This is a genomic window from Streptomyces sp. NPDC101118, assembly GCF_044759445.1.
In the GTDB taxonomy this organism is placed as follows: Bacteria; Actinomycetota; Actinomycetes; order Streptomycetales; family Streptomycetaceae; genus Streptomyces.
This window is the reverse complement of the sequence record NZ_JBIVZG010000012.1, coordinates 57,868-80,738: the sequence shown is the minus strand read 5'-3', so window position 1 is coordinate 80,738 and position 22,871 is coordinate 57,868. Positions and strand designations below refer to the sequence as shown.

19 protein-coding genes are annotated in these 22,871 nt (G+C 75.2%); 12 read left to right on the top strand and 7 right to left on the bottom strand.

Going from position 1 to position 22,871, the window contains the following annotated elements; all coding sequences use genetic code 11:
• Positions 1-402 precede the first annotated feature (402 nt).
• On the top strand, positions 403-1,524 hold the full coding sequence (locus ACIQUQ_RS20240; RefSeq protein ID WP_403977850.1) for an ABC transporter substrate-binding protein: 1,122 nt from the start codon (positions 403-405) through the stop codon (positions 1,522-1,524).
• Positions 1,525-1,551: 27 nt separating this feature from the next.
• On the opposite strand, the gene ACIQUQ_RS20235 is transcribed toward ACIQUQ_RS20240, so the two are convergent.
• Positions 1,552-2,574, bottom strand: a complete 1,023-nt coding sequence (locus ACIQUQ_RS20235) for a DNA topoisomerase IB (protein ID WP_403977561.1) — start codon at positions 2,572-2,574, stop codon at positions 1,552-1,554.
• The gene (locus ACIQUQ_RS20230) at positions 2,571-3,755 is read right to left on the bottom strand and encodes a zinc-dependent alcohol dehydrogenase (RefSeq protein ID WP_403977559.1); all 1,185 of its coding nucleotides are present in this window, start codon (positions 3,753-3,755) and stop codon (positions 2,571-2,573) included. The genes ACIQUQ_RS20235 and ACIQUQ_RS20230 overlap by 4 nt, the downstream gene beginning before the upstream one ends.
• A 357-nt stretch (positions 3,756-4,112) precedes the next feature.
• Between ACIQUQ_RS20230 and ACIQUQ_RS20225 the strand changes: the two genes are divergently transcribed.
• From ACIQUQ_RS20225 to ACIQUQ_RS20205, 5 genes are all read left to right on the top strand, one after another.
• Positions 4,113-4,658: a hypothetical protein gene (locus tag ACIQUQ_RS20225; RefSeq protein WP_403977557.1), complete on the top strand. Its 546-nt coding sequence runs from the start codon at positions 4,113-4,115 to the stop codon at positions 4,656-4,658.
• Between the two features lie 60 nt (positions 4,659-4,718).
• Positions 4,719-5,927 carry a PP2C family protein-serine/threonine phosphatase gene (locus tag ACIQUQ_RS20220; RefSeq protein ID WP_403977555.1) on the top strand — a complete coding sequence of 403 codons (1,209 nt, stop codon included), beginning with the start codon at positions 4,719-4,721 and terminating at the stop codon, positions 5,925-5,927.
• Between the two features lie 172 nt (positions 5,928-6,099).
• Positions 6,100-6,624: a hypothetical protein gene (locus ACIQUQ_RS20215; protein ID WP_403977553.1), complete on the top strand. Its 525-nt coding sequence runs from the start codon at positions 6,100-6,102 to the stop codon at positions 6,622-6,624.
• Positions 6,608-8,863, top strand: coding sequence for a caspase domain-containing protein (locus ACIQUQ_RS20210; protein ID WP_403977551.1), 2,256 nt, complete (start codon positions 6,608-6,610; stop codon positions 8,861-8,863). The genes ACIQUQ_RS20215 and ACIQUQ_RS20210 overlap by 17 nt, the downstream gene beginning before the upstream one ends.
• Before the next feature lie 78 nt (positions 8,864-8,941).
• Positions 8,942-9,343, top strand: coding sequence for a hypothetical protein (locus ACIQUQ_RS20205; protein WP_403977549.1), 402 nt, complete (start codon positions 8,942-8,944; stop codon positions 9,341-9,343).
• On the opposite strand, the gene ACIQUQ_RS20200 is transcribed toward ACIQUQ_RS20205, so the two are convergent.
• The gene (locus ACIQUQ_RS20200; protein WP_403977547.1) at positions 9,330-10,481 is read right to left on the bottom strand and encodes a PP2C family protein-serine/threonine phosphatase; all 1,152 of its coding nucleotides are present in this window, start codon (positions 10,479-10,481) and stop codon (positions 9,330-9,332) included. The two genes, ACIQUQ_RS20205 and ACIQUQ_RS20200, sit on opposite strands and share 14 nt — an antisense overlap.
• 258 nt (positions 10,482-10,739) lie before the next feature.
• Between ACIQUQ_RS20200 and ACIQUQ_RS20195 the strand changes: the two genes are divergently transcribed.
• From ACIQUQ_RS20195 to ACIQUQ_RS20170, 6 genes are all read left to right on the top strand, one after another.
• Positions 10,740-11,675: a cyclase family protein gene (locus tag ACIQUQ_RS20195; protein WP_403977545.1), complete on the top strand. Its 936-nt coding sequence runs from the start codon at positions 10,740-10,742 to the stop codon at positions 11,673-11,675.
• Positions 11,676-11,785: 110 nt separating this feature from the next.
• Positions 11,786-14,650: a SpoIIE family protein phosphatase gene (locus tag ACIQUQ_RS20190; RefSeq protein ID WP_403977543.1), complete on the top strand. Its 2,865-nt coding sequence runs from the start codon at positions 11,786-11,788 to the stop codon at positions 14,648-14,650.
• 96 nt (positions 14,651-14,746) lie between these two features.
• Positions 14,747-16,339 carry a sugar ABC transporter ATP-binding protein gene (locus tag ACIQUQ_RS20185; RefSeq protein ID WP_403977541.1) on the top strand — a complete coding sequence of 531 codons (1,593 nt, stop codon included), beginning with the start codon at positions 14,747-14,749 and terminating at the stop codon, positions 16,337-16,339.
• Positions 16,336-17,379: an ABC transporter permease gene (locus ACIQUQ_RS20180; RefSeq protein ID WP_403977539.1), complete on the top strand. Its 1,044-nt coding sequence runs from the start codon at positions 16,336-16,338 to the stop codon at positions 17,377-17,379. The genes ACIQUQ_RS20185 and ACIQUQ_RS20180 overlap by 4 nt, the downstream gene beginning before the upstream one ends.
• A complete protein-coding gene (locus ACIQUQ_RS20175) occupies positions 17,376-18,542 on the top strand; it encodes a substrate-binding domain-containing protein (RefSeq protein WP_403977537.1) in 1,167 nt (388 codons plus the stop codon). Before ACIQUQ_RS20180 ends, ACIQUQ_RS20175 begins: the two co-directional genes overlap by 4 nt.
• A 73-nt stretch (positions 18,543-18,615) precedes the next feature.
• On the top strand, positions 18,616-19,164 hold the full coding sequence (locus ACIQUQ_RS20170) for a hypothetical protein (RefSeq protein WP_403977535.1): 549 nt from the start codon (positions 18,616-18,618) through the stop codon (positions 19,162-19,164).
• A gap of 9 nt (positions 19,165-19,173) precedes the next feature.
• On the opposite strand, the gene ACIQUQ_RS20165 is transcribed toward ACIQUQ_RS20170, so the two are convergent.
• The 4 genes from ACIQUQ_RS20165 to ACIQUQ_RS20150 are packed head-to-tail and all read right to left on the bottom strand — an operon-like array spanning position 19,174 to position 22,843.
• Positions 19,174-19,830 carry a histidine phosphatase family protein gene (locus ACIQUQ_RS20165; RefSeq protein ID WP_403977533.1) on the bottom strand — a complete coding sequence of 219 codons (657 nt, stop codon included), beginning with the start codon at positions 19,828-19,830 and terminating at the stop codon, positions 19,174-19,176.
• Positions 19,831-19,843: 13 nt separating this feature from the next.
• Complete coding sequence (locus ACIQUQ_RS20160) at positions 19,844-21,547, bottom strand: GMC family oxidoreductase (protein ID WP_403977531.1); 1,704 nt, start codon at positions 21,545-21,547, stop codon at positions 19,844-19,846.
• A gap of 17 nt (positions 21,548-21,564) precedes the next feature.
• Positions 21,565-21,963: a sugar dehydrogenase complex small subunit gene (locus tag ACIQUQ_RS20155; RefSeq protein WP_403977529.1), complete on the bottom strand. Its 399-nt coding sequence runs from the start codon at positions 21,961-21,963 to the stop codon at positions 21,565-21,567.
• Between the two features lie 13 nt (positions 21,964-21,976).
• Entirely contained in the window at positions 21,977-22,843 is an 867-nt protein-coding gene (locus ACIQUQ_RS20150; protein ID WP_403977527.1) for a thermonuclease family protein, read from the bottom strand.
• Positions 22,844-22,871: the final 28 nt, after the last annotated feature.

Here is a 22,871-nt window from a genome sequence, read left to right as displayed (position 1 = left end):
TGGGGCGCACCTTCTGTGGCTGAGGTCCGAGACGGCAGCAACCATCGAAAACCGGCAGTCGTGAACACCAGCCACAGAAGGTGCGCCCAAGCGAGACGGTCACGCGGTATCCGGCGCACGGGAGCCTCCATCAGCCCACCAATCAGCCCAGCCACGCTCCTCTGAACGCATGAGCCGGCTACAGAAGGTAGGACCGGGAGGCGCATGAAGGCCTGTAGACGCCATTCCGGTTGAAGCAGTGGGCATACCGGGAGGCGCACCCCAGAAGACATGTCCACGGGCCCACCGTTGACCACGGCCCCCGGCCGCCAGGCCGGGCACCACCCGCACATGACCGACAGCACCAGCACCAGCACCAGCACCAGCACCAGCACCAGCACCAGCAAGAGGAGACGCACGCGCATGAGTACGCCGACAGCGACAGCCGGGGCCGGGCCGCGGGACGACGGCGGGGCCGTGCGGATCGGGGCGCTCGTTCCGTTGAGCCGGCCCGGGTGGGCCGAGGCGGGGCGGCAGTTGCTCGCCGGCCTGGAGTTCGGCGTGGGCGAGGTCAACGACGGCGGTGGGATCGGGGGCCGGCCGGTCGAGCTGCTGGTGCGGGACACCGCCGCCGATCCGGAGCGGGCCGTGGCGGCCGTGGACGAGCTGGCCGGCCTCGGTGTGGTGGCCGTGACCGGCGAGTACCACAGCGTCGTGGCCCGGGCGGCCGCCGCCCGCGCCGATGCGCTCCGGCTGCCGTTCCTCTGCTCGTCGGCGGTGATCGACGCGCTCACCGAGGGGCCGACCGACTGGGTCGCGCGCCTTCCCCCGGTGCAGTCGCACGGCTGGCGGGTGTACGCCGACTTCCTCCTCGGTGCGGGCCACCGCCGGATCGCCGTGGCCGTCCAGCCGAGCGTGTACTGGGAGTCGGGCATCCGCATCCTCCGGGAGCGCCTCGCCGCCCACGGCGGCACCGTCACCGAACTCGACGTGCGCGCGCTCGACCCCTCCGCCCTGTGCGACGGACTCGCCGCGCCGGGCGCCACGGCCCTGCTGCTCCTGGCCGGTTACCCGGAGCCTTCGGTGCCGGTCGTCAAGGCCGTCCGCGCCGACCCGCGCCTCTCCGACGTCCTCATCGGCGCCCCGGCCGGGCAGCCCGAGTTCGCGGAGTGGGCGGCGGCGCTGGGCCGGGACGGCGCCGGGATCCCGTTCCTGCGCTACCTGCCCGAGCGCCTCGGCCCCCTCGGTGAACGCGTCGGGGCCGCCCTGGCCGCGCGGCTCGGCGGGGCGCCGTCGTTCGTCGCCTTCGAGGGCTACGACGCGGTCGCCGTCCTCGCCTCGGTGCTGCGCGCCCACGGCACGGACCGGGCGCGCATCGCCGCCGCCTGGCCGGCCGTCGACGTCGAGGGCACCCGCGGCCGGATCCGGTTCTCCCGTACGCAGGAGACCGGCGTGTGGCAGTGGGTCCGGCCTCCGGTCCAGGTCGTCGACCGGGATCCGGCGCGGTCCGGCCCCGACGGATTCCGGGTCCTGCACACCGGCTGAGGGAGGGCCCAGGCCCTGACAGGGGCCCTATTCCTTGAGGAGCCGCAGGACGGCGCGTTCCGTCGGTCCCTGGGTGGCGGGGGTGCCCAGCGGGGTGTCCTCGCCCAGCCGGTCCAGGGCGGGGGCGATGGTGGTGCCGTCCTCGTACTGCTCGAAGACCACCGGGTCGATGTACGAAGCGCGGCACACGGCGGGCGTGTTGCCGAGGTACTCGCTGACCTCGCGCACCGCGCGGGCGGCCGCCCGCTTGCGCGCGGACGGGGCGCCCCTGGCCGCGCGGGCGGAGACCGCGAGCGCCACTGCGGCCAGGACGGTGGCGTGCCAGGTGCGGAAGTCCTTGGCCGTGATGTCCTGCCCGGAGCGCTCCCTCAGGTAGGCGTTGAGGTCGGCGGCGCGCACCTCGTGCCAGGCGCGCCCCTCCCAGTAGGCGAACAGGCGCGCGCCCGGGTCCTTGCGGCGCAGCAGGGCGCGGACGACGGCCAGCGCGTCGTCGTCCACGAGCGTCCGGCTCTGCCGGCGGCCCGACTTGGCGGGGAAGTCCAGGCAGACCTCGCCGCGGCGGCAGGCGACGTGTTCGCGGAGCAGGGTGGTCAGTCCGTAGCTGTCGTGGTCGCGGGCGTAGCGCTCTCCGCCGATCCGGAAGAAGCCGAGGTCGAGGAGGCGGGCGGCGCAGGCCAGTACCCGGTCCCGGCCGAGCCCGCGGCCGGCCAGGTCCTCCGCCACGGCGCGGCGCAGCCGGGGCAGGCCGCGGGCGACCCGTCGCACGTGTTCGTGCTTTGCCGCGTCCTGCCGCTCCCGGAACTTCTCGTGGTACAGGTACTGGCGGCGTCCCGCGGCGTCGGTCCCGACGGCCTGGATGTGGCCGTTGGGCCAGGGGCAGATCCACACGTCCTCCCAGGCCGGCGGGATGACCAGCAGCCTTGTCCGGTCGCGCTGTTCGCGGTCCAGCGGGCGCCCGTCCGCGTCCAGGTAGCGGAACCCCTTGCCGTGCCGGACCCGGCGCCAGCCGGGGCGGTGCGGGTCGCTGGTCCGCAGGCGCCCTCCGCTCACGGCACCAGGAGCGTCTTGATCATGCCGTCGTCCTTGGCCTGGAAGCGGGCATAGGCCTCGGGGGCCTGGGCCAGGGGCACGGTGTGGGTGGCGAAGCCCTCCACACCGAGCGGGTCGTCGTCGGTGAGCAGGGGCAGGATGTCGTCCGTCCAGGCGCGTACGTTGGCCTGGCCCATACGGATCTGGATCTGCTTGTCGAACATCGTGAGAAGGGGCATCGGGTCGACGGCGCCGCCGTAGACGCCGGAGACGGAGAGCGTGCCGCCGCGGCGGACGAGGTCGATGCCGGTGTGCAGGGCGGTCAGGCTGTCGATGCCGGCGCGTTCCATCAGGGGCCGGGCGAGGGAGTCGGGCAGCCTGGCCGTCATCTTCTGGGCGAGGGAGGCGCTCGTACTGCCGTGGGCCTCCATGCCGACGGCGTCGATGACGGAGTCGGTGCCGCGTCCTGCGGTCAGGTCTCGGACCGCGTCGCCCAGCGCGCCGTCGTACTGCCGCAGGTCGAGGGTGTGCACCCCGTCGGTACGGGCTCGGGCCAGCCGGGCGTCCACGAGGTCGACGCCGATGACGAGGCGGGCGCCGCGGTGCAGGGCGATCCGGGCCGCCATCTGCCCGATGGGGCCGAGGCCGAGGACCGTGAGGGAACCGCCCGGGGGCAGGTCGGCGTACTCCACGGCCTGCCAGGCGGTGGGGAGTACGTCGGAGAGGTAGACGAAGCGTTCGTCGGGCGGCCCTTCGGGGACCTTGACCGGCAGCGTGTCGCCGAACGGGACCCGCAGGTACTCGGCCTGGCCGCCGGGCACCTGGCCGTAGAGCTTGGTGTAGCCGAAGAGGGCCGCGCCCTTGCCGTGGGCGTGGACCTGGGTGGTCTCGCACTGGGAGTGGAGGCCCTGGTCGCACATGAAGCAGCTGCCGCAGGAGATGTTGAACGGCACGACGACACGGTCGCCGGGGCTGAGGGTGCGCACCTCGGGGCCGGTCTCCACGACGGTGCCCATCGCCTCGTGGCCCAGTACGTCGCCGGGGTCGAGGTAGGCGCCGAGCACGGTGTAGAGGTGGAGGTCGGAACCGCAGATGCCGGTGGTGGTCACCTTCACCACGATGTCGGTGGGGTCCTCGATGCTGGGGTCGGGGACCGTCTCCACCCGGACGTCCTCGCGGCCCTGCCAGGTCAGCGCGCGCATGGGTGCCTCCCACGCTGGTCGGTCGTGCGCGGTGCCCGGCCGGACTCGCGCGGAGCGCGGTCCCGGTGCGGGCCGTGCCACGCGTCTGACCGGCGGGGGCCGGGCGAAACCTCCGGCTCGTAGGGAGTACGGGCGCCCGGTGCCGGGGGTGCCGGGGTGCGGGGGTGCGGGGGTGCCGGGGTGCGGGCGTGCCGGGGTGCGGGGGTGCCGGGGTGCGGGGGTGCGGGAAGGAGCCATGATCCCGGCGCGCGCGGGTAGGGGCGCTGTGTCCGTGGCTCCTCCGCGGAGAAGAGGAGCGCCGGAACCGACGGCGGGGGCGGGGCCGGCACCGCCCGCGACGCGATCGGAGATGGTGACATGACACCGGACACCGGCCGTTCCGCGCCCTCCCCCGGCCCGGAACGCCTCCTCGGCGTCTACCTCAACGACCACCGGGCCGGCGCGGCCGGCGGGGTGGCGCTGCTCCGCCGCATGGTCCGCACCCACCGCGGTACGCCGGCCGGCGCCCGGCTGGTCCCCCTCCTCCGGGACGTCGAGGAGGACCGGGACAGCCTGCTGGAGGTCATGGAGGCCTTCGACGTGCCGGTCATGCACGTGAAGTCCCTGGTGGTGCGGCTGGCGGAGAAGGCCGCGCGGACCAAGCCGAACGGCCGCCTCATCGCGCGTTCGCCCCTGAGCGACCTGTTGGAGCTGGAGGCGATCCGGCTGGGCGTGGAGGGGAAGCTGGCGCTGTGGCGCTCCCTGGCGAACGTCGCACGGACCGACAGCCGGGTCGACCGGGCGGCCATGCACCGGCTCGCCGCCCGCGCCGAGCGGCAGATCGCGCTGCTGGAGGGCCTGCGGCTGGCCGCCGTCGACCGTACGTTCACACCCGGCGGCCGTCCCGTGCCGGCCGCCGCATGACGGGTGGCCGGTGATGACGGGCGGCCCGGTGGTACGCGGGGGTCCCGGAGGGAGCGGCCGGTGACCGGGCACGAGCCGGCGCCGGCGGCCCCGGACCGGCTCGGGCCGGTCCTGGCCGGCGTGCTGGAGCGGTCGCACGGCGCGTCCGCCGTCCAGATGGCCGGCCTGATCGACGAGGCCGCCCGGACACTGGGCGCGGGCGGCAGCCGCCTGTACCTGGTCGACGTACAGCAGCGGCGGCTGGTACCCCTCCCCCAGCCGGGCCTGGCGGCGGACGAGCGGGAGGGCATCGACATCGACGGGTCGCTGGCCGGTCTGGCGTACCGCGGGCAGCGCGTCCAGCAGGCACGCGACGAGGCGGCCGCCTGGTTCCCGATGGTCGACGGCGTCGAGCGCGTGGGCGTCCTGCGGCTCTCCGGGCCGGGCCTGGGACCCGCGCTGACCACAGCCGGGCGGGCGCTGGCGAGCCTGGCCACCCTGCTGGTGGTGTCCAAGTCCTCGCACCACGACCTGCTGGTGCAGCGGGAGCGCGTCCTGCCGATGACCCTGCAGGCCGAGCTGCTGTGGGCGTTCCTGCCCCCGCGCACGATCGGCACCGAGCGGGCCACGTCGGCCGCGGTGCTGGAGCCGGCGTACGACATCGGCGGGGACGCCTTCGACCACTGCTTCATCGACGGCACGCTGCACCTGACACTGCTGGACGCGATGGGGCACGACTTCGCCTCGGGCGGCATGAGCGCCGCCGGGCTGGCCGCCTGCCGGTCCACCCGCCGGGCCGGCGGGTCGATCTCCGACATCGTCACGGCGATCGACCGGACGCTGGTGCGCTGGATCCCCGACCGGCTGATGACCGCGGTCATCGCCGAACTCGACACGGAGCACGGGGACTTCGTCTGGGTCAACTGCGGCCACCCGCCGCCGCTGCTGATCCGGGAGGGGCGTGTCGTGCCCGGCGCGCTGGAGCGCCCGGCCCGCCTGCCGCTCGGCTTCGGGTTCCACGACCGCGAATCGCCCGCCGTGGACCGGGCCCGGCTGCAGCCCGGGGACCGCGTCCTGGTGCACAGCGACGGCATCACCGAGGCCCGCTCCCCCGACGGCGACCTGTTCGGCGAACGACGGCTCACCGACAGCGTGATCCGGTCCACGGCCTCCGGCGAGAGCGCCCCGGAGGCGCTCCGGCGGCTCGTCCAGGACGTCCTGGTCCACCAGGAACACCGGCTGCGGGACGACGCGACCATCCTGCTCACGGAGTGGCACCCGGCCGGCTGACGTTCCGGTGCCCACCAGTCCCGTCCCACACCACCGCGCCGTCCGCACCGCCCGGGGCCGTGCGGGCGGCGGCCGGTTCCCGACCCCCGGCCCGGCGCCGGTCCTACGATGATCATGCGGCTGGGGAGACCGCCCCTGCCGCCGGTGTGTCGGGGAAGGGAGCATCGGCCGGATGTACGTACGGATGGACGTCCCGGGGGACGAGGGCGCGCTGGAGGACCTCGGCGCCTGGCTGCGGGCGGAGCGGGCGCTGCGGGGACGGGTGGAGCTCCGGGCCGGTGACCCCCAGCCGGGGACCATGGGGGCCGACGTCGAACTCGTGCTCTCGATAGCCGAGTTGGGTGTTGCCGCGCTCGGTTCCGTGGTGGCGACCGTCGACCTGTGGCTGGGACAGCGACCCGCCCGGCGGGGCGGCGGGGCGCCGGCGGTGCGGGTCACGCGGCCCGACGGGGTGAGCTTCGACTTCAGCGGCGGTCCTGACGAGGTGGCGCGCCTGGTGGCGGCCCTCTCCGAGCACCTGGGCGACGGGCCGGGTGCGGCGGGTACGACCGGCATGGGCGGCGTCGAAGCCCGGACGGCCGGCACCGAGGCCGGCACCGAGGCCGCCGCCAACGGCTCCACCGACGTCGCCGCCTCCGCCTCTGCCTCTGCCTCTGCCTCTGCCTCTGCTCACGGTGACGATGAGCCGGCTGCCTGATCGGTCGCTGTCCCGGGCCTACCTCTTCGGCGCTGCCTCCTACGCGCACGAGGAGCTGCCGGACCTGCCGGCCGTCGCCAACAACGTCCGCGACCTGGGCGCCCTCCTGACCGGCCCGTCCGGCGGCTTCGCCCCGGAGCACTGCACCGCGCACCTGGACCCGTCCGGCACCGTCGACGTCTTCAACGAGCTGAGCCGGCACGCGGACGAGGCGCTGGACACGCTGCTCGTGTACTTCGCGGGGCACGGCATGGTCCGGCGGGCGGGCGAGCTGTACCTGGCCCTGCCGGCCACGCGCCGCACCGACCTCGCCGTCACCGGCTTCGCGTACGACCTCCTGCGGGAGGTCGTGGGCGGGTCCACGGCCGTCAACAAGGTCGTCATCCTGGACTGCTGCTTCAGCGGCTGGGCGGTGCAGGGCATGGGCGGGGAGGCCGCGGCGTCGCCGGAGGAGCTGGAGATCGAAGGCAGTTACGTCCTGACCGCGACGCCCGCCACCGCGAAGGCCCTGGCACCGGACGGGGCCCTGCACACCAGCTTCACGGGTGAGCTGCTCTACGTCCTGCGGAGCGGGGTCCCGGACGCCGGGGAGCTGCTGCCGCTGGACGACGTGACGCGGGCGGTCCGGCAGCGCGCCCTGCTGCGCGGCCTGCCGCTGCCGGAGGTACGGGCGGGCGGGTCGGCGGGCAGGCTGGCACTGGCCCGGAACGCGGCGGTGCCGCGGACGGCCGGGAGCGCGCGTTCCACCTCGCCCGTGTCCCCTCCGCCGCCCCTGCCGCCGGCACCCCCCGTACCCGTGCCCGCCCCGGTCGGGGTCGCGAGGCCGCTCGCCCTCGGCGGAGCCCTGTATTCCGACCGGCGGGAACTGGCCAATGCGCTCCGCGCGCACGGCCCGGACGCCGCCCGCCGCTTCTTCGCGCGGATGGGCACCCCCGCGGCACCCTCCGAGGGCTGGTCCGACCTGCTCTCCTGGCTCAAGCAGTTCGGCAATCCGCACACCGACGACATCGAGGGCCGGATCACCCTGGTCGACCACCACCTGACCAGCGGCGAGCTGTCCCCCGAGCTGAAACTGCTGTGCCTGCTCCGCTGGCTCGACCCGGCCGGCCCGGTCGTCCACCACGGGCAGGAGATCACCTACGGGTCCCTCGCCCGGGCCTGCCTCGCGGGCCGGCACGCGTCCACCGCCGGGCGGGCCCTGGTGGCCGAACTCGCCGGCACGCCCCTGCTGGACGTGCTGGCCGGGTTCGATGGGCTCGCCGCGCTCCGCGGGGTGCGGGAGCCGTGGCGGTCGGCCGTCCAGGGCTGGGGGTCCGCCGTACGGCCGGACCGGTGGTGGCCCGAGGAGGCCCGGCAGTGGGCCGCGGACGTGGCACCGGGCGCGCTGCTCGCGCGTCTGCTGCCGGCGGACGCGGCGGCGGCGGCCCTCGGCCGGCTGCCGGCCGCGGCGCCGCTCCGAGAACCCCCGTACTGGTACGAGCTCCTGATCCAGGCCGCCGGCGGCCCCGACACCCTGCCGGGCCGGCTGATCGCAGCGGACCTGGTCCCGGTGGCCCAGGAGGAGGCCCACGCCCGGCGGCTCGCCGCGGAGGCGGCCGGGCGGGTGGACGACGCCGCGCGGCAGCGGGACGCGGAGTGGAAGGCCGCCCGGGAGCGCGCGGAGGCGGAGCAGCGTGCGCACCTCGCGGCCGAGGCGGTCCGGCTCAGCCCGCGCGCCCGGAGGGCGGCCGCGCTGCGCGCGCTGGCGATTCCGGCCGCCTGGGCGGTCGTACCGGTGGCCGTCGTGTGGATCACCTGGTGGAACTCCAGCTACCAGTACGACGCGGCGGTCTCCCTGACCCAGCTGGCGGCCCTGGCGAGTGCGAGCACGGGCGCGGTCCTGGCGCGGCGCGCCCACGCACTCGGCGCCGCCTACCGCCCGTCGCTGCGCTCCCCCTCGACGTGGCTGCCGCCCCTGGTGCCGGCGCTGGCGGTGGTGGGGGTGCTGGCCGGATTCTGGCTGATCGCCGGGGACTGGACGACACGCTCCGCTGGCGGGATGGCGGACTCGGACCTGCTGGGAACCGACTCGGTCAGGTTCCACGAACTGGTCGACCAGAACTCGTACGACTCGGCAGCCGCCGCCCTGCCGATCCTGGTCTTTGCCGTCGCGGCCGTCTGCTGCGCCGCCGCGGGCGTCCGCGCCGGCCGCACCCTGGCCGGCCGGGCAGGGACCGGCCAAGGGCCGCCCGGTGGTTAGGCCGGGCCGGTCCGAGGGCGGCCTAGGGTGAACCCGGTCCGATGCGGCGGCGAGAAGGGGTGCGGGGCGGTGGGGCGGATGCTGTTCGTGATCCGGTACCGGGACGGGGAGCCGGAACCGCTGGAGACGGAGACGGTGCGGGAGGTCCTGGCTCCGTACGCCGTCGCGGGGGCGGGCGCGGGCACCGGCCCGGGCACCGGCCCGCTGGACGGCGTACTCATCCGGACGCCCGAGGGCCACGAGGTCGACGTGGACGTCAATCCGTGGTGCCTCGGGATCAGCCGCTTCCCGCCCGGGCGGTTCTTCGACGTCCTCGCCGAGCTGGCCGACCGCCTCCGGGCGAGCGTCGTGCCCTCGGACCGGCCGGTGGTCCTGCGCCGGGAGGAGGACCGGGGCCATCTGCCCCGGGAAGCGCGGCGCGACGCCGTGGTCGTCGCCCTGACCGGGCTGGCGCTGGCGCGTGCGCTCACCGGCCCCTGACCGGGTCGGAGCGGTCCACGCGGTCGACCACGATCAGTGCCACGTCGTCCGCCAGGCTGCCCTTGGTGTGCTCCAGCAGGGCGTCCCGGAGGTCCTCCAGGAAGGCCTGCCGCGTGCGGCCGCGCATCGCCTCCATCGCCCTGGCCAGGTCGAAGAAGGTGTTGTCGCCGTCCCGGGCCTCGATCACGCCGTCGGTGTGCAGCAGCAGCCGGTCCCCCGGGGCGAAGGGATAGCTCTCCAGACGCCCGGGCGGCCCGCCGATGAACTCCTCCAGGCCGAGCGGCGGCAGCGGGACGGCCGGCGTCAGGCAGCGCGCCGAGCCCTCTCCGATCACCAGCGGCGGCGGATGGCCGCGGTTGATCAGCTCGACGGTGGCGTCCTCCTGGATCTGGGCGACCACGGCGGTCACGAAGGCCTCGCGGAACGCGTCGTCGCCCGCGGCCCCCGCCCCGGCGAGGGCCGCGTCCCGCCGCAAGGCCTCCCCGCAGTGGCTGATGACCTCCACCAGGTCGTCCTCGTAGTGCACGGCCTCCCGGAACGCCCCGAGCACGACCGCCGCGGCCCGTACGGCCGGCAGTCCCTTGCCCCGGACGTCGCCGACGATCATCCGCACCCCGTACCGGGTCTGCACCGCGTCGTACAGGTCGCCGCCGATCTGCGCCCCGGTTTCGGCCGCCAGGTACATGCTGGCCGCGCGTACGGGGCCCAGCCGGGCCGGCACCGGGCGCAGCAGGACCTCCTGGGCGGCCGCGGCGATCCGGCGCACCTGGTTGAGCTCGCTCTCCCGGCGCGTCTGGACGGCCCGGCTGGTCACCACGCTCGCCGCGCCCACCAGGAAGAGGGCGACCAGATTGGTGTAGACCTGCTGGCCGCCCCATGCGTCGTTGTGGGTCGCGGTGATCACGCTGACGACCACGGCCACCCCGAGGGCTGCGAGCGTGCCCTTGGGCCCCATCGTCACCGCCGCCAGCGCGGGTGTCGCGACCAGCAGCGGGCCGGTGTACACGACGTGCGCGGGCGTCAGCTCGATGGTGAGCACCACCAGGGCGATCGCGAAGGGCACGCACTCCGCGATGAAGAAGAGGACCTGGTGATGGCCGGCTCCCGGGCCCGGGCGCGAGCGCAACGGCGCTCTCATGACTACAAGCGTGCCCCCATCGGGCCTACGGCCGCCACTTGCGCCGGCCCCCGCCGACCGGGCCGGCGGACCTCGTAACGGCCCCTCACCCGGGCTTCCGCCGGCCTCCCCGGTTCCCCGCGCCCCGGCCCTTCGCTCCGACGGGCGGCTGGCTCCGGCTCGGGAGCGGGTAGCCATCCCGCAGGGGGGCGACCGCCCCGTCCGCGCCGTGACCACTGCCCCGCCCCCGTCCCCGCCGACCCTGGAGTCCCGCACCCGATGAGCACCGACCCCGCGGGGGTTCCCCCGGTCTCCCGCCAGGAGTTCGACGCCCTGTTCGCCGCGCTCCGCACGTGGGGCCGGTGGTCCCCCGCCGGCCGGGGCGCCTGGAACCGCGTCACGCCGGACCACGTACGCCGGGCCGCCGCCCTCGTCCGGAACGGTACGCCGGTGTCCCTGGGCCTCCCCTGGGACACCCGGCCAGGTCCCGACAACCCGAAGCCGGCCCTGCACTACATGTCCGACCTCGGCGACGTGGAGCCGCCGGAGCCCGCCACCCACAAGGACTTCCTCGCCGCGGACTACCACGGGAAGGGCGTCAGCCACCTCGACGCGCTGTCGCACGTGGCCTACCGGGGGCAGCTGTACGACGGGCACGCGGCCCGGGAGGTGATCGGCGCGGCCGGCGCCCGGTTCGGGGCGGTGGCGGCGCTCGGCCCGCTCGTCACCCGGGGCGTGCTCCTCGACCTGCCCGCCGTGGACGGCGCCGGCTGGCTGGAGCCCGGGCGGCCGGTCCACGCACGGGACCTGGCCGCGGCCGAACGGGCGCTCGGCGTCCGGATCGACGAGGGCTGCGCCGTACTGGTGCGCACGGGCCGCTTCCGGCGCCGGCGCGAGCTGGGCCCCTGGGACGTGGGCGCGGCCGGTGCGGGGCTGCACGTGGACGCGGTGCCGCTGCTGGCGGAGCGCGGGATCGCCCTGCTCGGCGCGGACGGGGACAACGACCTGCGGCCCTCGCCGGTGGAGGGGGTCCACTCGCCCGTCCACGTCCTGGCCGTCGCGGCCATGGGGGTGCCCCTGCTGGACAACCTGGACCTGGAGGCGCTGGCGGGCGCCTGCGCCGACGCGGGGCGGTACGAGTTCCTGATCGTCGTCACGCCCTTGAACGTGCCCGGCGGGACGGGCTCTCCGGTCAATCCCGTCGCCGTGCTGTGAAGCCGCAAAACACCGGGAATATACTCAAAACGGTCCGATTCAACTTCACGCTCGGAACGCACGGCCGGCCCGTCCCGGCCGCGGCCGCACCGGCGAGGGAAGTGATGCAGATGGCGGTCACGGGAGACCAGATCGGCCCCGCACGCTCCCGTGAGCGCTTCCTGGTCGGCGAAGCGGTCAGGACCGGCGTCCGCCGCCCGATCCTGGACTCGTGGCTGCGCTGCCGGCTGCTGGGGCTCTCGCCCGACCGGTCCGACCTGCCGTTCCGGCAGGACTTCGACCCCGACGGACGGCTGGTCCGGGCGGCCGCGCCCGTGCTCGACCGGCTCCAGCAGCGGTTCGCCGGCAGCGAGATCAACATCTCGGTCGCCGACGCCGAGGGCATGGTGCTGCAACGCCGCTTCGGCGAGCCCTCGATGGCCCACACCCTGCCCGCCATCCAGACCGTGCCCGGCTTCGTCTTCGCGGAGCGGTACGGCGGGACCAACGGCATCGGCCTGGCGCTGGCCGAACGGCGCGTCGTCCAGGTGTACGGCGCCGAGCACTTCGCCGAACGCGCCCAGCGGAACGCCTGCTGCGCCGTGCCGATCCGCGACCCGCTCAGCGGGCGCATCGAGGGCGTGCTCTGCTTCGGCTACCCGCACGCCTTCGAGCGCCCCGCCCTGACCGCCCTCGCCCGCCGGGCCGCCGGGCGGATCGAGCGGCGACTGATGGAGCAGAGCTCGGCCCGGGAGCGGGGGCTGCTGCGCGCGTACGCCGACGCCGAGCGGCTGACCCGTACCGGCCGGGCCGCCCGGGACGGCCTGCACGTCGGGTCACCGGTCGCCGGCGGGGCGGCGGGGCTCGACGAGCTGGTCGAGACCGTCGAGCTGGAACTCGACCCGCACGACCGGGACGTCCTCAAGGAGAAGGCGACCGAGCTGATCTCCGCCTCCCGGCGGGCCGCGGTCGGCGTCGCGCTCCCCCACGGGCGGCGGGCCACCCTGCTCAGCCGGCCGGTCACGAGTCCTTCGGGCGTGCGCGGGGTGGTGGTCGAGGCCGTGATCGGCAGCGACAGCCCGCCGGTGCACCACCTGTCCCTCCCGAACCGTCCGGGCACGGTGGCCGCCGGCACGGACGGAGCCACCGCGGCCGGATCCGCCGGGCCCGTCACGGCCGCACCCGACGTGCCCGCCGGGCCTGCCGGGGCCGCGCCCGCCACCCACGCCCCGGCCCCCGCCGCCCCCTACGACACTGCCCCCGACGGCCCCGGCACCGTCCGCGGCCTGGTGCTGGTGGGCGAGCCGGAGGTGGGCAAGTACGCCGTCGAGGCGCGACGGCGCCTGGAGCTGCTGGCCGAGGCGAGCACCCGGATCGGCACCACCCTGGACGTGGGCCGGACCGCCAGGGAGCTCGCCGAGATCGCGGTCCCGCGGCTCGCGGACTACGTCACCGTGGACCTGCCCGAGGCCGTGCTGCGCGGCGACGAGGCCGCCGACCCCGGCGCCGACCTGCACCGCACCGTGGTCCACGGCATCCGCGACGACTGCCCGTTCTTCCCGGCCGGACGGCGGCTGGACCTCCACCCGGGCACCCCGCTGCTGCACTGTCTGACCACCAGACAGGCGGTGCTGGAGCCCGATCTGAAGGCGGCGACGGGCTGGGCCGCCCAGAGTCCCGACCGCGCCCGCCGGGTCTTCGCGTACGGGGTGCACTCGCTGGTCGCCGTCCCGCTGCTCGCCCGCGGCGTGGTGCTGGGCATCGCCTGCTTCTACCGCGCCCGGGACCCCGCGCCCTACGGCGACGACGACCGGCGGCTGGCCCAGGAGCTCGCGGCCCGGGCCGCCCTGTGCATCGACAACGCCCGCCGGTACACGCGGGAGCACAACCTCGCCCTGGCGCTCCAGCGCAGCCTGCTCCCGCGGGGCCTCCCCGAGCAGGGCGCCGTCGAGGTCGCGCACCGCTACCTGCCGGCCGAATCCGGAGTGGGCGGCGACTGGTTCGACGTCATCCCCCTGTCCGGCGCCCGGGTCGCCCTGCTCGTCGGCGACGTCGTCGGCCACGGCCTGCACGCCGCGGCCACCATGGGCCGGCTGCGGACCGCGGCACGCACGTACGCCGAGCTCGAACTCGCCCCCGACGAGCTCCTCACCCACCTCGACAACCTCCTCGTCCGTCTGGACCGCGAGGAGGGCGACGACCCCGCCACCGGCAGCACCGGCATCGCCGGCGCCACCTGCCTGTACGCCGTCTACGACCCCACCACCCGGCAGTGCACCATGGCGCGGGCCGGCCACCTCCCGCCCGCGCTCGTCCGCCCCGACGGCAGCGTGACCTTCCCCGACCTGCCGGCCGGGCCTCCCCTGGGCCTGGGCGGACTGCCCTTCGAGACGGCCGAGTTCGAACTCCCCGAGGACAGCACCCTGGTCCTGTACACCGACGGGCTCGTGGAGGGCCGCCGCCAGGACGTCGACCTGGCCCTGGACCGGCTGCGGTCCGTACTCGCCCACCCGGGCCGGACCCCCGAGGACACCTGCCGGGCGGTCATGGACGACATGGCGCCCCAGCACCCCGCGGACGACATCGCCCTGCTCGTGGCCCGTACGCACACCCTGCCCGCGGACCGGATCGCCGCCTGGGACGTGCCGGCCGACCCGGCGCGCGTCTGCGACGTCCGGACCGCCGTCACCGCCCGGCTCGCCGAATGGGGCCTGGAGGAACTGGGCTTCGCCGCCGAGCTGATGCTGAGCGAGCTGGTCACCAACGCGATGCGCTACGGCACCGAGCCCATCCAGGTGCGGCTGATCCGCGACCGCACCCTGATCTGCGAGGTCGCGGACGGCAGCAGCACCGCCCCGCACCTGCGGCGGGCCGCGACCACGGACGAAGGCGGGCGCGGCCTGTTCCTGGTCGCCCAGCTGGCCCAGTCCTGGGGCACCCGTTACACGCCGCGCGGCAAGGTCATCTGGGCCGAATGCGCCCTGGACGCCGCCTGACGCCCCTTCCATCCCGGAATGTACGGGAACGGCCAGTAGCATCTCCCTGTCCCGCACTCCCCCAGGCAGATCCGAGACCGGCCCCGGAGACGTCCCGTGACCGACGCCCCTGACCCTTCCGACACCCCGCCGGGCCGCCCGCCCGGGCCCGCCGGCGCGGAACCGCTCGTGCGGACGAGGGGGCTCGGCAAGCGCTTCGGCGGCACGGTGGCGCTCGACGCGGTCAGCCTCGACGTGCACCGCGGCAGCGTGCTGGCCCTGCTCGGGCCCAACGGCGCCGGGAAGTCCACCTTCATCAAGGTGCTGGCCGGGGTCCACCGGGCGGACGCGGGCGAGGTGACGGTGGCGGGACACCCGCTCGGATCGGAGGCCGCCACCGCGCGGATGTCCTTCATCCACCAGGACCTGGGGCTGGTGGAGTGGATGACGGTCGCCGAGAACATCGCCCTGGGCACGGGGTACGCCCGCCGCCGCGGTCTGATCTCCTGGCGGCGCACCCGGGAGCGCTGTGCCGGGGCCCTGGGCATCGTCGCCGGCCACCTCGACCCCGAGGCGCGGATCGCGGACCTCGCCCCCGCCGAACGCTCCCTGGTCGCCATCGCCCGCGCGCTCGCGCGCCGGGCCGAGCTGTTCGTCCTCGACGAGCCGACCGCCACGCTGCCCGCCGCCGACTGCGCCCGGCTCTTCGGCGTCCTGCACGCGCTGCGCGACCGGGGGCACGGAGTCCTGTACGTCAGCCACCGGCTCGACGAGGTGTACCGGGTCGCCGACGCCTTCGCCGTGCTGCGCGACGGACGGCTGGTCAGCCGGGGACCGCTGGCCGGGTACGGGCCCGACCGGCTGGTCCGGGACATCGCGGGCGGGATGCCGGCCGGGCGGGCAGCCGCCGGTGGACCGGCGGCCGGGCGGGGTCCCGTGGGCGCCGTGCCGGCCGGCCGGCGGCCCGTACTCCGCCTGGACGCCGTACGGACCGGACGCACCGGGCCCGTCAGCCTGGAACTGGCTCCCGGGGAGATCCTCGGCATGGTGGGCCTGACCGGCGCCGGCCACATGCACCTCGGGCGCGCGCTCGCCGGTGCGCTCCCGCGGCGCGGCGGGCGGGCGCTGCTCGACGGCCGGCCGTACGACCCGCGCTCCGTGGCCGCCGCCGTGGGCCGGGGGGTCGGCTTCGTGGCCGTCAACCGTCAGGAGGAGGGCTCTGCACCCGACCTGACGGTCCGGGAGAACTTCCTGGCCAACCCCAGGGCGGCCGGGGTGCCGGCCTGGCGGTGGCTGTCCCCGCAGCGGGAGCGGCGCGAGGCGGCGGCGCTGATCGACCGCTTCACGGTGCGGCCCCGCGACGGCGAGGTGCCGTTCGCCACGCTGTCCGGCGGCAACCAGCAGAAGGTCGTCGTGGGCCGGTGGCTGCGCGGGCGGCTGCGGCTGCTGATCCTGGAGGAACCGACCGCCAGCGTGGACGTGGGCGCCAAGGCGTCCGTGCACCGGCTGCTGGACGAGGCGGCCGCGGACGGTCTGGCGGTGCTGCTGGTGTCCACCGACTTCGAGGAGGTCGCGGACCTCTGCCACCGGGCGCTGGTGTTCGTGCGCGGGGCGGTCGCGGTGGAGCTGGCGGGGGCGGCGCTGACGCCCGCCGCGCTGACCCGCGCGGCGTCGGCCATGCCCGCGATCACCGGAGACACCGGCCCGTGACCCGCTGGTCGCCGCGCGGGCACCACCTCATCGGCAGCTACGGCCTGCTGGCGCTGACGGCCCTGCTCTTCGCCGCCTTCTCCGTGGCCCTGCCTGACACCTTCCCGACCCGCGACAACGTCTCCTCCATCCTGTCCAACCAGTCGATCCCCGCGCTCCTCGCGCTGGGCGCGACGGTCCCCATCGCCGCCGGCAAGTTCGACCTGTCCATCGGCTACGGGCTGGGCCTGGCGCACGTACTGGTGATGCACCTGATCGTGGTCGAGGGCACGCCGTGGCCCCTGGCCTGCCTCGCCGTGGTCGGCGGGGGCGCGCTGGTCGGCGCCCTGAACGGGGTGGTGGTCGAGTTCGCCCGGATCGACTCCCTGATCGCCACCCTCGGCACCGGCAGCATCATGTACGCGCTCACGGGATGGCTCACCGACGGCGGCCGGATCGTGCCGGGCCCGGACGGCCTGCCGCCCGCCTTCACCGCCCTGTACGACGCGGACCTCCTCGGTCTGCCGGTGCCGGCGTACTACGTCCTGGCGGCCACGCTCGTGATCTGGGTGGCACTGGAGCGGCTCCCGCTGGGCCGGTACCTGTACGTCGTGGGCTCCAGCCCGCGCGCCGCCCGCATCCTCGGCATCCCCACCCGCAGGTACTCGGTCTACGCCTTCACCGCGTCCGGCCTGGTGGTGGGCGTCGCGGGGGTGCTGCTCGCCGCGCAGCAGCAGATCGGCAGCCCGAGCGTGGGCCTGGACTACCTGCTGCCGGCGTTCGTCGGCGCGCTGCTCGGTTCCACGACGGTCAGGCCCGGCCGCGCGAACGCGCTCGGGACGCTGGTGGCCGTCACCCTGCTGGCCGTGGGGCTCGCAGGGATCGGCCAGCTCGGGGCGCAGTTCTGGGCGACACCGCTCTTCAACGGCGCCACGCTGCTGCTGGCGGTCGGGCTGGCCGGTTACGCGGCCCGGCGGCGGCTCCGCAGCCGGGCGCCGGACGTCCCGGCGGCCCCTGCCGCACCCCCGCCCCCGGCGCAACCCCGGCAAGGAGCACCGTGAACCCGAACCGCAGCGCCCTCGTTCCGGTGGGCCGCCGGGCCGCCGTCGCCGCCGTGGCCACCGCCGCACTGGTGGCGGGCTGCGGGGGCGGTGGCACGTCCCGCGGCCCGGACTCCGACGCCTCCCGACGGGCCGCGGGCTGCCCGGCGGTGCTCGCGGCGGCGAAGGCGGCCGTGGCGCGGGCGGAGCGTACGGACGCCGCCTGGACCGGTCCCACGACCGGGCCCCCGGCGGCACCGGGCAAGCGCCTCGTGTACGTGGCGCAGACCATGACCAACCCCGGGGTGGCCGGCGTGGCGGCCGGGGTCAGGCAGGCCGCGGCGGTCGCAGGCTGGCAGGTCCGGGTGATCGACGGGGAGGGCACCCCGGCGGGCATCCAGGCCGCGCTCAGTCAGGCGGTGACGCTGCGGCCCTCGGGCATCGTGATCGGCGGCTTCGATCCGCAGCTGACGGCCCGGCAGCTGGCGCGCGCCGGGGCGGCGGGGATCCCGGTGGTCGGCTGGCACGCCGTCAGCACCCCCGGACCGAGCACGCGGCCAGCGCTCTTCACCAACGTCACGACGCGGGTGGCCGAGGTGGCGCGGATCAGCGCGGACTGGGTGATCGCGGAGTCCGGGGGCGGCGGCGGGGTCGTCGTCTTCACCGACGACTCCATCCCCTTCGCCCGCAACAAGTCCGAGCTGATCAAGCGGCGGCTGGCGGACTGCCCGGGGGTCCGGCTGCTGGCGACCGAGAACATCCCCATCCCGGACGCCACCCAGCGCACCCCGCAGGAGGTCTCCTCGCTGCTCGCCCGCTTCGGGGACCGGTGGACGCACTCCGTGGCGATCAACGACCTGTACTTCGCCGACGCGGCTCCGGCGTTGCGGGCCGCGGGGCTGCCGGGCGAGGGGCCGCCGGTGAACATCGGGGCGGGCGACGGCGACCCGTCGGCGTTCCAGCGGATCAACAGCCGCGCGTACCAGGCCGCCACGGTGCCGGAACCGCTGGCCCAGCAGGGCTGGCAGACCGTCGACGAGCTCAACCGCGCCTTCGCCGGCCGCCCGCCCAGCGGCTACGTGGCGCCCGTCCACGTGGTGACGGCTGCGAACAGCGGCGGCGCCACGTCCTGGGACCCGCCGGGCTACCAGGAGGCGTACCGACGTATCTGGCGCGGGGAATGACCCGGCCGCGGCGGCCGCCGGCGACCCCGTAATCGCCTTGGCGGAGCGGCGCCCGGCCGCGAGGATCGGACCCATGAGCCGTACCGCCGACCCAGGCCCCACCGCACCCGACGCACCCGACGAGCCCGACGAGCCCGACGACGAACCCGCCGAGCACCTGAGGTTCGCGGCCCACCTCCGATCCCTCGGGGCGACGCGGCCAGACGACGAAGCCGGCACGGTACGGGAGGTGCTGGCCGACCCGGACCCGGTGATGGCCCGCTCGGCCGTCCTGCGCCACCTGGACCGCAGGGCGGCCGGCCTGCTGCCGGACCCGGGCTTCGACGAGTGGTCCGCGTCGATGGCCGGAGCCGTCGACGGGGACCCCCTCCTGACCCGGCGCCTGCGCGAGTGGGACCTCCTCCGTTCGGTCACCCTCGCCAGGGCGTGGAGCACGGAGGACCTGGACGGGGCTTCCGACTGGCTCCAGCGCAAGGTGTCCGCCGAGTCCCGCTCGCCCCGCGCCCTCGCGTTCCTCGCGGTCCACGGCCGCACCCGGCGCATCCGCAACGCCGCGGCGGCCGGCCTCCGTGAGGCGCCCACGCGTCAGGACGCCGGACCACCGGCAGGCGACGCCGGCTGAGCGCCTCCCTCACCGGCCGGGCCCTTCCAGGTGGGCGGTGTCGTTGAGGGTGGCGAGGATCCAGCGGGTGTTGTCGTGGTCGTCGCGGTGTCGTTCGAAGCGGGTGAGGCCCGCGTGGGAGGTGCCGAAGCCGATGGCCGGGCTCCGGCTCACCGGGATGCCGAGGAGGAGGTGGCACGCCGCGTGCACGGTTTCTCCGTGTGCGGCCAGCAGGACGTGCCGGCCGTCGTGGCGTTCGAGGAGGCCCGTCAGGTGGCGGGTGGCCCGGGTGAGGTAGCTGTTCCAGGGTTCCGCGCCGGGGGCGTACGGGCGGTCCGGGTGGGTCTGCGGGGGACCCCCGAAGGCCGTTTCGACCTCGCGCCAGGGCATGCCGTCCGCTTCGCCGTGCCGGGGGCCGTCGAGGCCCGGGTCGGTGAAGAGGGGGAGGCCGAGGGCCGCCGCCAGGATCCGGCCGCTCTCCTGGAGGCGGCGGCGGGGGCCGGCGCAGACGGCGTCGATGCGGTCCTCGGTGTGCTGGGCGGCGGCGAGCCGGCCGGCCAGGCGTTCGATCTGGTGCCGGCCGAGGTCGGTGAGCCCGGTGCAGGTCTCCGGTCCGCCGACGCGGCCCTCGACGTTGCACCGGGCCTGTCCGTGGCGGGCGATGAGCAGGCGCGTGGTGACGGTCATGGCCGGTGTGCGGTCACAGGCTCGCGGCGAGCTTGTCGGCCGTGCGCAGGGTGAGCGCGGCGAGGGTGAGGGTGGGGTTGGCGGTGCTGCCCGTGGGGAAGACGGAGTTGCCGACGACCCAGAGGCAGGGGTGGGCGTGGGAGCGGCCGTCGGCGTCGACGACGGAGGTGCCCCGGTCGGTGCCCATGCGGGTAGTGCCCATGGGGTGTCCGGCGCCGTTGTACTTCAGCGTCGGCTGGAGCGGCTCGACTTCCTCGGCGCCGGCGGTGTGCTCCAGGTGCTCCCAGATGCGGCGTGCGACGGAGTGCCCGTAGGCGAGGGCGCGCTTGGAGTAGTCGTCGATCCTGAAGGCGATCTTGGGGCGCGGGACGTCCAGTCCGTCGCGCTGGTCGGAGAGGGTGACGCGGTTGGCGGGGTCCGGGAGTTGCTCGGTGGAGTAGCCGATCCGCATCATGCGGGTGACGCGCTCGGCGAGCCTGTGCCGGAGGTCGTCGCCGTAGTGCTTCAGGCGCCTGGCGGCCGGGTCCCACATGAGCTTGTCGAGGGCGGCGCCGGGGGATTCGAAGCGGCCCCAGCCGTCGTTGCCGATGGTCATGCGGAACGCGCCGGTGGTGCGCCGCCAGTCGCCGTCGCGGAAGGTCTCGATGCTGAGCGTCGACTGGGGGCCGCGGAAGGGGAAGACGGGCTGCCCGAAGAGGCCGACGACCTCCTCGGCGAGGTGGTCCATGAGGTTGCGGCCGACCTGGTCGCTGCGGTTGTCCAGGCCGGAGATCAGCCAGAGCTTCGGCGTCTCGATCGCGTTCAGGGCGAGGACCACGTGGGTGCCGTGGACCTGCTGCTCCGTGCGGTCGGTGGTGGTCCAGTCGCGGAAGACGACCGTCGGCGACGCCGTGCCGGGCCGCGGCGCGAGGCGGGTGACGGTGCATCCGGTGCGCACCTCGACGCCGAGTTCGTCACGGGCCCGCCGGACGTGGACGGAGGCGTCGTACTTGGCGCCGGAGGGGCAGACGGGAATGCAGCTGGAGTTGCCCTGGCAGGCGGGCCGGCCCTGGTAGTCGCGCGTGTTGCGGGCCTGCGGGGTGGTGACGACGGTGAGGGGCACCTCGTCGATCTCCGTGAGGGAGGCCAGGGCGGACCGTACGAGTTCGTCGCCGTAGCTGGCGACGATGCCGGGCATCGGGAAGTCGGTGCTGCGCGGGGTGGCGGTCTCCCATTCGGCGCGGTTGCCCGAGACCCCGAGTTCGTTCTCGGCCTGCGCGTAGAAGGGTTCGAGGTCGGCGTACGTCAGGGGCCAGTCCACCGCGACGCCGAAGCGGGTCTTCATCTCGAAGTCGCTGGGCAGGAAGCGGGGGCTGTTGCCGCGCCAGGCCCAGGTGCTGCCGCCGACCATGCGCTGGAAGCCGCTCTTGTACAGGTCGGGGCCGGTCTCGACGTAGTAGCGGTTCATGGCGACGGGGTCGCCGACGCCGTCGGAGGAGGGGGCGTAGGCGTCCTTGTTGTTCCGCAGGGCCGCGTAGGGCGAGGGCACGTTCTTGGAGGCGGAGAGCTGGTAGGCGTCGACGAACGCGGCGCGCTGGGCTGCGTCGATGGCGTTGTCGCCGGCGTCGACGAGGAGGACGCGGGCCCGGGGCTTGGCTTCCTTGATCCGGCAGGCGGCGAGCGCGCCGGCCACGCCGGCACCGACGATGACGACGTCGTAGGAGGGGGTGGTGTCCATACGGGTGTGTCCTCGGTTCAGGGGTGCTGGGCCCAGTGGCCGTATCCGCCCGGTACGGGCGCGGCGGAGAGCGGGTGCGCCTTGATGACGTTCCAGACCAGCGCCTCGCGATAGCGGGCGGGTGACTCGGGGCCGGCCTGGGTGTTGTCGGGACGGTTGAACTGGGCGGTGTACCAGATGGCGAGGGTCTCGCGGGCGACCCGGGCCAGCTCGGGATCGGCGTTGAGGGCGGCGAACAGTGCCGCCCCCGGATCGGGCTCGGCGGAGACACTGCGGTAGGTGTCGATCAGGCGGGTGAGCGCTGCCGCGTAGTGTGCTTCGAGGCGGGTGCGGTGCGCGTCGGCGGTGGCCTGGTCGAGCGGCGATTCGCCGGTCAGGAGCTCGGACAGGGCGCGGAAGTCAGCGGCGGGGGTCATGGGGGCTCCTCGTTCAGTTCTCGACGAAGACGAGGTCCTCGGGCGGGCGGGTCATCCGCACCTTGCTGTCGACGACCTCGACGATGGCGTCCAGGCCGGTGGTGGGGTGTCCGGTGGAGATGATCCAGAACTCGTCCGCGGCAGCGTCGAGGAAGGCAGGGAAGCCGGTCAGGTCCGCGTTGTCGGGGTCGCCGAGGTACAGGTAGTCCACCAGCCGCCGGAACAGCTTGGGCAGGATCACCGCGTGGTCCTGGAGGGAGTCGATGCCGGTGACGGCCGCGCCGCCGAGCGTGTCGTCGTCCTGCCACAGGCCCTTGCCGGCCGCCTTCGCCAGCCCCACCGCGGTGGTCAGCTCGTCGCGCAGGTCGGGGAAGAGGCTGGTGTAGTACGTCGGGTAGGCCAGGCCCTCCTTGAGGATGTGGTGGTTGAACGTGGTGCGCAGCAGCGCCTCGTCGACGTTGATCTGCGTGCCGCTGGTACCCGGGGGCGTGCCCCTGCCGGCGAGCGCGATGCAGCGCTTGTCGCGGCCCGCGCCGCGGGTGAGGATCCAGCCGGGCCGGGTCAGCGGGGTCGCCGCGGTGACGGTCTCGTCCGGCGCGCGGTCGACGGTGGTGAAGCCGAGCCAGTCCGTCAGCTCGTCCCGCGCGGCGCGGGCGTGCAGCAGCGGCTGGTGGACCTCGGGGTTGCCGTTGCGCGTGTAGTGGGTCTCCAGCGTGTCGACGGCGTCCAGCCGCAGCCTGCCCTTGCCGGCCGTGTTGTGCTCGACCTTGTGGGGGCCGGGGACGAGGGCCCACTCCTCCTTCTTGTCCGGCTTGAAGTGGATGGTGTCCCCGTCCGACCGGCCGTTGAGGATGTGGTACGAACCTTTGATCAGCAACATGGGCATGACGATGCGGCTCCCTCATGAC